This window comes from Marinomonas mediterranea MMB-1, from assembly GCF_000192865.1.
GTDB classification, from domain to species: domain Bacteria; phylum Pseudomonadota; class Gammaproteobacteria; order Pseudomonadales; family Marinomonadaceae; genus Marinomonas; species Marinomonas mediterranea.
The window spans coordinates 4,342,314-4,354,443 of the sequence record NC_015276.1; the positions used below are offsets into that span (position 1 = coordinate 4,342,314).

10 protein-coding genes are annotated in these 12,130 nt (G+C 41.2%); 3 read left to right on the plus strand and 7 right to left on the minus strand.

What is annotated here, in order from left to right; genetic code table 11:
- Positions 1 to 148: 148 nt before the first annotated feature.
- Positions 149 to 424: a hypothetical protein gene (locus MARME_RS19795; RefSeq protein ID WP_013663049.1), complete on the minus strand. Its 276-nt coding sequence runs from the start codon at positions 422 to 424 to the stop codon at positions 149 to 151.
- Positions 425 to 610: 186 nt separating this feature from the next.
- Complete coding sequence (locus MARME_RS19800; RefSeq protein ID WP_013663050.1) at positions 611 to 877, minus strand: DUF1127 domain-containing protein; 267 nt, start codon at positions 875 to 877, stop codon at positions 611 to 613.
- Between the two features lie 129 nt (positions 878 to 1,006).
- On the opposite strand from MARME_RS19800, the gene MARME_RS19805 reads away from it, so the two are divergent.
- Both MARME_RS19805 and MARME_RS19810 read left to right on the plus strand, forming a co-directional pair.
- On the plus strand, positions 1,007 to 1,987 hold the full coding sequence (locus tag MARME_RS19805) for a LysR substrate-binding domain-containing protein (protein WP_013663051.1): 981 nt from the start codon (positions 1,007 to 1,009) through the stop codon (positions 1,985 to 1,987).
- A gap of 15 nt (positions 1,988 to 2,002) precedes the next feature.
- Positions 2,003 to 3,895: an ABC transporter ATP-binding protein gene (locus MARME_RS19810; RefSeq protein WP_013663052.1), complete on the plus strand. Its 1,893-nt coding sequence runs from the start codon at positions 2,003 to 2,005 to the stop codon at positions 3,893 to 3,895.
- A gap of 64 nt (positions 3,896 to 3,959) precedes the next feature.
- On the opposite strand, the gene MARME_RS19815 is transcribed toward MARME_RS19810, so the two are convergent.
- The 5 genes from MARME_RS19815 to MARME_RS19840 form a co-directional block, all read right to left on the minus strand.
- Positions 3,960 to 4,688 (minus strand): esterase family protein, encoded by a 729-nt coding sequence (locus tag MARME_RS19815; protein WP_013663053.1) that lies wholly within the window; start codon positions 4,686 to 4,688, stop codon positions 3,960 to 3,962.
- 70 nt (positions 4,689 to 4,758) lie between these two features.
- Entirely contained in the window at positions 4,759 to 5,715 is a 957-nt protein-coding gene (locus tag MARME_RS19820) for an acetylxylan esterase (RefSeq protein WP_013663054.1), read from the minus strand.
- 913 nt (positions 5,716 to 6,628) lie between these two features.
- Positions 6,629 to 7,084 carry a hypothetical protein gene (locus tag MARME_RS19830; RefSeq protein ID WP_013663056.1) on the minus strand — a complete coding sequence of 152 codons (456 nt, stop codon included), beginning with the start codon at positions 7,082 to 7,084 and terminating at the stop codon, positions 6,629 to 6,631.
- Between the two features lie 1,184 nt (positions 7,085 to 8,268).
- Positions 8,269 to 8,556 (minus strand): hypothetical protein, encoded by a 288-nt coding sequence (locus MARME_RS19835; RefSeq protein ID WP_013663057.1) that lies wholly within the window; start codon positions 8,554 to 8,556, stop codon positions 8,269 to 8,271.
- Between the two features lie 730 nt (positions 8,557 to 9,286).
- On the minus strand, positions 9,287 to 9,508 hold the full coding sequence (locus MARME_RS19840; RefSeq protein ID WP_041648032.1) for a hypothetical protein: 222 nt from the start codon (positions 9,506 to 9,508) through the stop codon (positions 9,287 to 9,289).
- Between the two features lie 456 nt (positions 9,509 to 9,964).
- On the opposite strand from MARME_RS19840, the gene MARME_RS19845 reads away from it, so the two are divergent.
- The gene (locus MARME_RS19845; RefSeq protein ID WP_013663059.1) at positions 9,965 to 11,923 is read left to right on the plus strand and encodes an SWIM zinc finger family protein; all 1,959 of its coding nucleotides are present in this window, start codon (positions 9,965 to 9,967) and stop codon (positions 11,921 to 11,923) included.
- The last annotated feature ends 207 nt before the right edge of the window (positions 11,924 to 12,130 follow it).

A 12,130-nucleotide genomic window follows, 5' to 3' on the forward strand; every position in this document is an offset into this window, starting at 1 on the left:
TTAAGCTCTGATTGCTCGATTAGATAACTCTTCAATGGCTCTGATTCAAGAGCCGTGATTCAATAGCTCTGTATAAAATTGCTCGGATCATCTTGAGGTTGAGGGGTTTAGGGTTAATAGCGCCTCTTTAAATAACCTAAGGTACACACTAGCTGCGTTTAACTCGAACCACTTTCATTATTTCCATAGGGATGCCCGCGACGTTCTCTTCAGCTGGGTAATAGGTCAGATTAACACGTGCTCCACGAAGCGTCCGGTATTTCCCTTTACGACGAAAACGAAAAGGAACATCGTAGCCTTCTATCATTAAGGTATGTTGCACCCAATCTTCATCATTACGCTGAACATGCGATTTCACTTTTAAAGCGTCACTGTGCACCATAGCTTCATTCTTTTGAAGCAAGCTTTTTGGATCTGTTTTCATGTGGGAGACTCGTATCAAACGCGCCGACAATTCGGCCAGAGCGTTTAATTAAAGCACAACCACGAAACTTCTTCTAACGACTGTTCAAAAAATAATCATTCTTTTCAATTTTCAAAGTTTGTTAACCGAACAAATAAATAAGGGAAGCGACGGCCTAGGAAACAACGCCGCCTCCCACTCGAATCATTACTTCCATAATGGTTTATGTAATTCGTTATAAGCATCTGAACGCATGACGCCGATATCCTTTAACGCCGCGTCATCTAACTTTGCCAATTGACTCCGTGTCCGCCAGTTGTGGTGCACTCGCGCGATCATATTCAGAACACGCTGCACTCGCGTTTTCGACTGACTTGGGTGCGCCTTTTCTAACCGTTCTTTGCATACTCCCTGTTGGCTTTGTTGCTGGCATGTCATAACACTCTGCGCTTGAAAGTGAACTGCGTGGCTCATAATTTGTTTCTCCTATGTCGTTCTGTTGATGATCAAATAATCGTTCAATAAACAAACACTGACAAACGAGAAAAAACACACCATAATTAAGTTTATCTTAACCATACTTACGTAAGCCCTAGATCCACTATGACTCACTTTCGATTACCGCCGCTCAAATCACTGCTCGCATTCCGGCATGCTGCGAAATCCTTGAGTTTCAAGGAGGCATCCGAACACCTTAATGTGACTCAAGCGGCGATCAGTCAGCAAATTAAGACTCTAGAATACACATTGGACATGACCTTATTCGAGCGTCAAACACGACAAGTATCCTTAACTGTAGAAGGCGAACAACTTTACCAATATGTCGAACAAGCCTTCGATCTATTAGAGCAGGGCGTGCGAACGATTGTTGAAGACCCTAACCCAAACAGACTCGCTATCAGTACTTTGCCTTCGTTCGCGAGCCGTTGGCTCGTGTCTCGTATTGGTACGTTTCAAGCTATTGAACAATCACTCAATTTATACCTAATACCGGGGCTGCAAATCGCCAGTTTTCAGGATCAAGAACTGGATATTTCCGTTCGCTTCGGCCAAGGAAGCTACAGCGACCTAAAATCCGAGCTTCTATTCGAAGAATTTTTGATCCCGATTTGCCACCCCTCGTTGATTGATCAAAACCTTCCGATCAAACCTCAACTCGCTAAATTACAGATCATCGAGGACAGCGGTCCAGATATGACCGCGACATGGTCCGTTCTTCAACAACACATTGTCGATGACACTAGAAAGCTACCTTCACACCTAAAAGTCTCAGACGCGACCATTTTGATTGAAGCCCTTTTATCTGGTCAGGGCATCAGCATGATCCGCTTTAGTTTGGTGTATGATTTAATCAAAAAAGGTCAGCTTATTAGCCCGCTGCCTTTTTATATGAAATCCACCTATCACTTTTACCTCGTCGCGCCTCCGAGCCACTTTAAGTATGAAAAAGTTCAAAAATTCAGAAAATGGCTCAAACAAGAAGTAAAAGAAATTCAAACTAGCTGGGAGGAATATCGAGACCAGACGGAAGGACTAATATTGATCGATCCAACAGAACAAAAACACAGCCCAAATAACCGTTAATACGCAGGAAACCTAATGAGGCCAACCAACAATACGCACACGGTTGATAAAAACATGCTAGGTGTCTTTCGCTATAGCCGCAGAGCCATTGGCCTTGTATGGCAGACATCGCCCAGCCTAACGATAGGGATCGCGTTGGCGACCTTAATCAGCGGTTTGCTGCCTGCCGCTATGGCGTATGTGGGTCAACTTATTGTCGATGCCGTCGTAGCTGCCATGCAGCTCTATAAGGATAGTAAAACCTTAGACTATCGCACGGCGTTAAACTACGTTGTGTTAGAAGGCATATTGGTCATCGCCACCGCAGCGGCGCAACGCTCATTAGCCGCACAACAAGCCATATTGCGCTTATTGCTGGGCCAAAAAGTAAACACCATGATTCTAGAAAAGGCGCAGACACTTAGCCTAGCGCATTTCGAGGATTCTGAATTTTACGACAAGCTCATTCGTGCCCGCAGAGACGCTTCTAGCCGACCACTCGCCTTAGTAAATAAGACATTTGGCCTACTGCAAAACGCCATCACTCTGACCAGCTTCTCGATCTTACTGTGGCAGTTCTCGCCTTGGGTGCTGGTTCTTTTAGTAGCAGGAGCACTACCGTCCTTCATTGCCGAGGCAAAGTTTTCAGGCGATGCATTTCGAATGTCGCGTTGGCGCTCACCAGAATTTCGTCATCAAAACTATGTCGAAACTTTGCTCGCCCGTGAAGATCACATTAAGGAAGTACGCCTCTATCAACTTGGACGTCGCTTTTTGCAACGCTATCGAGACATCTTTGTCACTATCTTTAGTGAAACGAAGCGCCTAATTCTGCGCCGTGAAAGCTGGGGGTTTGCCCTTGGCATCATTGGAACGCTCGTGTTTTATGGTGCCTACGGCTGGATTGTGACAGACACCGTTAAAGGCGCTATCACACTCGGTCAAATGACCATGTATTTACTGCTGTTCAAACAGGGACAAAGTGCCGTATCCGCATCGCTCACCTCCATCAGCGGCATGTATGAAGACAACCTTTATTTATCAAACCTATATGAATATTTAGAGCAACCAACCACCAAACTCTTGGCATCAGAAGAAGACGACACCTTAGAAGAGAACGCTCTAAAAAACAGCGATTTAGAAGCAGAAAACCGTAAAAAAGGCCCTAAACCGAACGATGGTATACGATTCGAAGGGGTGACGTTTCACTATCCCGGCGCCATCAAACCGGCCTTATCGAATATCGACTTGCATATTACCCCGGGACAAAGCCTCGCGATTGTCGGGGAGAACGGCTCCGGTAAAACCACTCTCATTAAGCTGCTCACAAGGCTCTACGAACCGTCAGAAGGACGCATTCTTTTAGATGGGCTTGATCTAAAAAGCTGGGACGAAACCGCACTACTGACCCGCATTGGCGTCATCTTTCAGGATTTCGTTCGATATCAATTTATTGTCGGTGAAAACATCGGTGCGGGGGACGATCGCCGCTTTGACGACGAAGAGGGCTGGAAGCAAGCCGCGCAACTCGGAAAAGCAAGCGACTTCATTGGAGACCTAGAACAAGGCTACCAAACCCAATTAGGACGTTGGTTTAAGGGCGGGCAGGAGCTTTCTGGTGGACAATGGCAGAAGATAGCGCTTGCTCGCGCGTTTATGCGTCAAGATGCAGACATCCTTGTTTTAGACGAACCTACTGCCGCGATGGATGCACAAGCAGAAGCAACGATTTTCCAACACTTCCAAGAGCACACAAAGGATAAAATGGCGATACTAATCTCTCATCGATTTTCGACGGTTCGCTTGGCGCATGAGATCATCGTAATGGAGCATGGAGAGATTAAAGAACGCGGCACGCACGAAAGCCTGTTAGAGCAAAAAGGGCAATACGCTCACTTATTTGCCTTGCAAGCCAAAGGTTATCGGTAACGTCTTAACCTGAGGTCTTCGGTTACGGCCTATCGATTATCACTATTTAGCGACAGCATTTTTATCACAAGTACAAAGGCACCATGCGTCGCCAATAATACCCTCGATGGGCACGCTCTTCCCACAAGTGCAACTGATGGTCGATGCCTTTTTCGTTCAGTATTTGGCTCAAGTGTAAGTTGTTATCCAGAAAGGGGTCTTCTTTACCGATCACCAATACAATATCCATCGCTCTCAACGCGTTTAATTGATCGTGACAGTGGAGGTTGGGCAGAAAGTGCGTCGGCGTATTAAAATACACAGATTCGTCATAGTGATCGTCGAGTAAGTTAGGAAAGTACTCAACCTGTAAGGTTAAATCGTATCGCCCACTGAACGCACAAAGTTTATTGAATAAATGAGGGTGTTTAAAGGCGATATTCGCCGCATGAAACGCGCCTAAACTGCACCCGTGACTGATTGTCGTAGGGTGCGCATTGATCGTATGCATAAGAGGTAAGACTTCGCGTAAGACATACTCTTCATATTGCATATAACGCGACATTCGTCCGCTTGGATGCGCCCAATAACAATAAAAAGACTCCGCATCGATGCCGTCGATGCAAAAAAGCTGAAGCTTGTTGGCCTCGATTTTATGACGAATTTTTTCCACCATACCGAGGTTTTCATACTCGAAGAAACGTCCTCCTCGCGTCGGAAAAACCAGCACCTTCGCGCCACCAGAACCAAATACCAACAACTCCATATCTCGTTGCAGATTGGGACTCCACCACTTGTGATATTCTCTGTTCACGCTGAGCCTCGTCTCATTGTCACATCTCAATATAAACCTTATGTCGCGCGTTACACCTTTCTCTCAACTCTTATCTTAAATCCTCAAAAAACGCAGCTAACTCTGACAACAGCGCTTGATCTTGACGCGCTTTTTCGGGGTAATTGCTGTGCCCTTCTTTTAACACCATTAAATGCCGCCTGTTTTTAGGCGTGGCGTTATAAATGGCGAACTGCCCCGGCGGTGTCACTACATGATCTTTTAGTGCCAAAGCGTAATGCACCGGCATATCAATCCAATGCGCTGCATTGGCTGCATCAAAGTATCGTAATGTCTTAAGCGCCAACCGAGGATGTGACTTAAAGAACGTCTGCACAGATTTACCACTCCCTTCAGTCGGCAAACGCAACCTTAAACGATGATCGCCAAACGTTGGCACGTTAAAGTGCGCACGGGAAACGCGCTTCTCGCATGCCATCGCCAACGCACCGATACCGCCACCCAAACTGATGCCCAAATAGCCCAATTTACCCACTAAATAAGGGAACAACTGTTCCATGCACGACACCGCTAGCCAAATGTCTTCAACACAACCTTTGATAATATAACGATCTTTTTTGTCAATATCGTGAAGCACGTGCCATCGAGGTTCTGGCGAGATCGGTGGCGCAGGACTGCGGGAAATGCCTCTTACACACGGAAATAGAATCGCCGCGTCTGCAAACGGCAAATGAAAATCAGGGTCTTCACGACCACCATAACCATGCCCAACCACAAAACCTCTAACAGGAGGACGATCAATCGGAAGCAACAGCCAACCACCGATCATGACCTGATCCGTTGACTCATACTGGACATCCATGACCTTCCAATTTTTCACACGGCGGCCAGAATCCTTCAGGCTCATCGTTGGCTTTTTGAACAGCGCATTTTGATACGCTTGCTGCCAATACGATTGAAAACCAGCAGGCGCATCTGGCGTTTTAATACCTAAAAGCGCTTCTTGAGAAAAGCGATTGTGAGGGTTTGAACAACGGACTTCGGACATAAGGTGATGGCATCAATAACAAAACAATGAAAATCATCGCAGAAAGGCGGGAGTTGAACAAGGGTAGCGGGGTTAGAAGACGACTTTCGCACTGATTCTATGACATTCGGGGATTTTCCAATGGCATCGGCGTCCAAATCAATAAAGCATAATGGGGGACAACTTCGCCTTATTCTTACATACCAAAAACACACTGCCCTTTAGTACAGTATATAAATATACAATTTAATGGCAATCAAAGTTGGGCACCTCCTATATAGGCTCCACATAAAATAAACCTTATAAAGGCTTCCACTTACCCTTTTCTTTTAACGTTTTTTCTCGATAAGAAACCCATAGAACTAAAAAACAATGAAGACAAATATAAATATTATTGAGTAAAATCCGAATGTAGATTGTTTTTTGAAAAATGAATTTTCATCAAAGTCTTTTATGGGAACACTACCAACTACAACTCTCAAATAATAATTTCCAGAGTAAGTAACCTCAACGCTGCCTGACCTCCTGACCCTATCTTCAAACGATTCGTTGCAAGAATACTTAGCATTAACGTAGATCGACTCATGTTTAATAGATGTTTCTCCATGATAAAGAACGTCGAAGCCCAAATAGGAGCTTGCGCTTCCACTTTTTACACACTCGACCTTACTGATAACACCTTGCTTAGTATTCAGCTCAGTTATTGATAGCTCTACAAATATTGAGTACGCAATGTATAAAAAACAGAGTGAAACTATGATAAAAATTGAAAAAATATATTTAGCTGTAAGAATAATCATAAAAATAGGCAATCCTAAATCCGTAGAAAAACGTTTATAAGACCTGACACTTTTTCCGTCAATAAATTCATGGTCGGCCTATATAAACTTGTATGCCCTGTATAGATTTGTATAAATTCCATTGTCCTTATTTTTTATCGATAGTCCCAAACCTCATTTTTATAAGTACCATCATTGTAATATATATAATACTGTCTGGCTCTACTCTCTAAGTATACTCCTTTCCCAGAATACCTTTTTAAAACACTATCAACATCCTTAAGGTCGCCTTTAAACCCAGCATTGGGCATACACTCAGCAGCAATAGACTGAGCAATTATTCCTAAATAATCAACCTGATCTCCTTCATCTAAAGTAGTCCAAGCAGAGTCAGTATAAATCTTCAAATATCCGACAACCCCAACGTCTATAGACTTAGAATCATAAAAGTGTTTTTCCTCTAAATAAATTTTATTCGCATCTATTTTGTTTCTATATTTATAATAGGCAGAAGCTCTTTCTATTGTTTCGATGCAATCCTTATAATAAGGAATGTCTATACTGTATATTTTTTCATTTGAACACGAAACAAGTAAAAACCCAAAAATCAAAAAAAAATATTTTTTTAAACATATTATTCGATCTAATTGTTGTAGTTATATTTTTGATACTCAACATATATTTCTCTATTTATCTTTCCTAAATTCAGACAATAAAGTTATGGACACCCTATATAAATTAGCACCAACTTTTAAGGTAATCGATACCCGCTTTAAGTAATGAAGATTTCTTGTTCATCAATACATATTGACATTGGTTGCTCTAAATGAATAGCCCTTTTATTTATACAATTTCATCTTGTTTCCGTTAATAAAGCCATGGGTAGCCTGTATAAATTTTAAACTAAAATTTAACCGACCAATATTTAGCGTCTTACCAAGATAACAGAACTTGCTCTGGGTACTATTTTTTAGCTTTTGACCTAATTAAGTAGCAAGAACCGACAAATGTCAGAAATGCAATTGCTATTGAAAAAAGCCTTAGCCCATAATCGGGTCCAAAATCAAAAAAGAAGGCTCGACCATCTAAAAATATTCCATATAAACAAGATAAGAACAAAGAAACTAAAACAAACTAAAACAAACTAAAACAAACTAAAACAAACTAAAACAAACTAAGTAATGTGGTTTATTGCCGATAAAAAGTAAAAGCATTTATTCGAGATAGTTTTTTCGCCCAGAACAAAAGTAAAATTAAAAACAGAAAACTTATAGGATAGAAAAATAAACTCAACATACAACCAACCAATATATAAACACCATCTTATATAAAACCTCAAAAACATCTTAAAAAATATAAACCTAAAATCAAATACTGTTTTTCCTGAAAGCCCTTATAGGAAAAACCACTCCTGCTATCATCATTATGAAAACAAACAACCTGATATCATGATCATTATAGAAGTCAAAAAATTAGTATGAGGCTATTCTAAATTCTCCGTTCTCAAAAACTGCATAACGAACACTAGAAATTAAACATTAAGCAACAACAAAAAATAAACCTACGCGATTAGACAAGCTAGTTTTCGCTCTTTTTTCTGCCAAAGAATTAACAAATTAACAAATTAACAAATTAACAAATTAACAAATTAAATATATTGACCTAAATTCAGATAATAAGTGCGACACTTTTCAATTAGGGAACCTTGGAGCCAAAAAAGTAGTGTGCTCCCTAAAATATATCACTCCAAAAAAACTCATCTAAAAACCTAAACCTAGTTAAAAAAACCATATAATTATTTCTTTCTTCCTAGTTTTCTAATTGGAATTAAAACACTTAATCCAGCCATAAAAAGAGAAAGCACTCTAACATAAACATTTTCCGTAAAATCGATAAAGAAAAAGGCACCATCTTTAGATATAGTATATTGCCCTGTACCAACAAATATAGAAAAAAGTATAATTGTAATGCTTACGTGAGATGCTAGGTCTTTCCCATGACGAGTTTTAGCGGCTACTGCTGAAATAGCATATATAAATGTAGTTAACATGACAGATGACGCTAAATATAAATATGGACTCATTTTTTCTACCTTCTCCTCCATCTATATAGATTTAAAATAAATATGCCCGTTTATTTTTATAAATGGCGAGCTATTCCTCTCTCACCTTATTATTTACGAAAATAAAATAATAGGGAACCAGAATATTAGCTTTTTCATAAAGCTTCCTGTACAAATATCAGAGACTATTTATTCCAGTTTTTCCTAAAAATTCTCATAGGAAAAATCACCCCTAATATCATCATTATGAAAGCAAACAGTCTGATATTATAATCATTATAGAACTCAAAAAATGAGCATGAGAATATTCTAAATACTCCGTCCTCAAAAACAGCATAATGAACACTCGAAATTAAACATGAAGCAACAACAAAAAATAAACCTACGCGATTAGACAAGCTAGTTTTCGGTCTTTTTTCTGCCAAAGACTTAGCAAAAAAGTAACAAATTAGATATATTGATAAGAAATAATAAAAAATTGGATTAGATGGCATTTTCATTCCCTCTAGCTATTCCCTCTAGGATAACCATATCCACAATACCGAAAGCACTCCGATAATCAATTAATAATAACACAACGAATTTGAGTATTTTAGAGAGCAAGTTCAGTGTCGCAAATTCAAATAACCCAACCACTCCAAAAACACGTTCACATCGTCCCTCAACTCCGTCCCTGTTTTATGAACCAGATAAAAGAATTCACAGGCGTTGAGTCTTTTATCAAATAACTCCACCAGCTTGCCTTTCGCGATCAGGCCTTCGGCCATGACTCATACTGGACATCCATGACCTTCCAATTTTTCACACGGCGACCGGAATCCTTGAGACTCATCGTTGGCTTCTTGAACAACGCATTTTGATACGCTTGCTGCCAATACGACTGAAAGCCTGCTGGGGCATCTGGCGTTTTAATGCCTAAAAGCGCTTCTTGAGAAAAGCGTCTGTGAGGATTTGAACAACTTACTTCGGACATAGAGTGATGACATCATTAACAAAACAATGAAAATCATCGCAGAAAGGGGTGAATTGAACAAGAGTGGTTAGATTAGAAGAGAACCTGAGAGCTACGAAGATGAGTTCTTGGTTTCTTTACCATAGAGCACAAATTCGTGAAACACAGCTTAAGTAACACTCCCCATAGCCATTGAAACGGAATCCTCCTAAAATAATCATCATTCAAATTGGCATAGAAACAATAAGAAGCCAAACTTGAAGTCGATTAAAGGGTAACCAAACAAATTGGTTTGGCTTCCACTTAGGAGCAAAGCGATTGTGATCAGCGGGTGCGAGTATATATAAATTTATCCTTGATTACCCTAAATTGTCTGATGGACTAAACCGTATTAAAAAGCGGAAAAGTTCTCCATGATTATTATCGAGAATGCGGCTCAAGAGCTGAAAAAAATGCGAAATAAACGTGACTGATTTAATGACTTTGCTACGTACGCTCGCAACAGATGATCTTGAACTTTGGGCAGGAGAGAAGATTTATTCGCGCGGTCAAAATATGATGAATAAAGTGAGCGGACTTGTTTTGACCATCAATGATGTCTTGTCTGCCAAGGTTCAAGGCACACAAAAGTACCAAACCGAGGTGTATTTAGAAGGTGGAGAGTTAACATCGTTTTGCAGCTGTCCTTATGAATATGGCGAATGTAAACATGCGGTGGCGGTGATCTTAGCAGCCGCCAAGCAGATCAATTCAGGCAAAGATATCCCCAAAGACCCTATATCTGCTGCAACACCGAGGGATATTGAGTTGTCTATGTTTGATCATTCGTTAGCTAGGTCTAAGCCATCGTCGAAGAAAGTAGAACTGGCCCCCAGCTACCCCCATACTTTAGAAGCGTTACAGAAAATGCTCACTAAGCAACCAAAAGCGGCGCTAGTCAAACAGCTATTACAGTTAGCAATGAAAGACTATGAAACCGAGCAGAGTGTATGGCAATTGGCTGAGCAACCGTCGAATCTTTTTAACGTAAAGTCTCAGGTTACGGCCTTAAAGCGCAAAATCAAGAAAATTACCGCTGAAGAAAGCTGGCAGGATTATTGGAACAATAAAGGCCATACCCCAGATTACACACCTATTCGCACAGGCTTTGATACCTTAATTAAGCATCGTGCTTTCGATGAGCTGGTGGCATTGGGAGAAGAGCTTTGGACATTGGGCATAGAGCAAATCCAGCACAGTGATGATGAAGGAGAGCTCGCCAATGAACTGAGTCGCACTATGTTTATGGTGTTAGAGGCCTTACCCAATACCAAAATGAAGCCCGTCGTGCAGCTTCTTTGGTTGCTAGATCGTGAGTTAGACGACGACTTTGGTCTACTTGAAAGCAAAGATCTTGTGTATCACCATGACGCTTATCAAGCTGAACACTGGCAGGATGTCGCTATGATTCTAGAGCGGCGTCTAACGGGGTTTACCGAGTTTCAAAAGCAAGATTTCGAATATAAAAAAGCCGTTGATATGTTGACCTTTGCTTACCAAAAAGCGGGGGATAACAACGCTATTATCACGATAATGGAAAAGCAAGTCAGCCATACAAAAGACTATGTCAAACTGGTAGAGTCGTTTGTCCAACAAGGCGATATACAAAAAGCCAAAAAATGGTGCTTGGTTGGTTTTAACGACACATTAAAAGAGAAACCAGGCATTGCACGTCGTTTAAAAGAATGGCTGATAGAATCACATACGCAGGAAGGTAATGCCTCGCAAGTGGCGGCTTTGTGTGTGGACGATTTTTTGGCGTCACCAGAGATGAAAAACTTCCAAAGAATAGAACGTTTGTTTCAAGCGGAGCGCTCGCACCTTGACGTACCGTGGAACCTAGTACGGGACAAAGTTTTACACCTCATTGAGCATGATGATCCAGCGACTTATGTTTGGCCCAATAATTGGCCTTTGCCTAAACCGGAGGTGAGTTCATTAGGAGGTATATCGAACAACTATAGAGGCATATCAAACAACCATATAAGTCAGATACTAATTGAAGAGTTGCTCATTGAGATTGCCGTGCATGAAAATCACCTTGATGAAGCGGTGGACCGTTTTGGCAATCGAGTCGGTTTCGAAACCATGACCGATAGCCTGGCTCGATCATTAGCCATTGCAGTATCTAACTCTTACCCTGAAACGGCGATCAGTATATGGAAAGCCTGTGCCTTATATGAAATCGACCGAAAGAAGGCATCCGCTTATCAACAAGCAGGTAAACACCTTCGTCAATTACGCATGGTATATCAACAGCACCAGCGTTTAGAAGAATGGCAACGCTACATTCGAGCCTTACAAATGGAGCATAAACGAAAGATACGTCTGCAAGAAGTGTTGGATAATCTGCTAAATACTAAGAGCCAGACAAAACTGATTAAGGACGATAGATAAACAGATGCAATATCTGTACGTCCTCTGGAAGCTTATATCCTTACCCTCGAAGCTCGTCAACAACTGATGTGCCGCCGTAAAATATTTGAAATTAGGCTTTTTGTCGGTTTCTTGACCTTGAATATGTTATTTGGAACGAGCAAGTTAGGCCCTTACCCCAACAGAATGATGCTTCCCATCAAAGAGCCTAAATTTTCTATAAAATAA

Excerpts from the sequence above, each read along its gene's own strand:
- MARME_RS19795 (WP_013663049.1), bottom strand. The coding sequence starts at position 424 with ATGAAAACAGATCCAAAAAGCTTGCTTCAAAAGAATGAAGCTATGGTG.
- MARME_RS19800 (WP_013663050.1), bottom strand. The coding sequence starts at position 877 with ATGAGCCACGCAGTTCACTTTCAAGCGCAGAGTGTTATGACATGCCAG.
- MARME_RS19805 (WP_013663051.1), top strand. The coding sequence starts at position 1,007 with ATGACTCACTTTCGATTACCGCCGCTCAAATCACTGCTCGCATTCCGG.
- MARME_RS19810 (WP_013663052.1), top strand. The coding sequence starts at position 2,003 with ATGAGGCCAACCAACAATACGCACACGGTTGATAAAAACATGCTAGGT.
- MARME_RS19820 (WP_013663054.1), bottom strand. The coding sequence starts at position 5,715 with ATGTCCGAAGTCCGTTGTTCAAACCCTCACAATCGCTTTTCTCAAGAA.
- MARME_RS19835 (WP_013663057.1), bottom strand. The coding sequence starts at position 8,556 with ATGAGTCCATATTTATATTTAGCGTCATCTGTCATGTTAACTACATTT.
- MARME_RS19840 (WP_041648032.1), bottom strand. The coding sequence starts at position 9,508 with ATGTCCGAAGTAAGTTGTTCAAATCCTCACAGACGCTTTTCTCAAGAA.
- MARME_RS19845 (WP_013663059.1), top strand. The coding sequence starts at position 9,965 with ATGACTTTGCTACGTACGCTCGCAACAGATGATCTTGAACTTTGGGCA.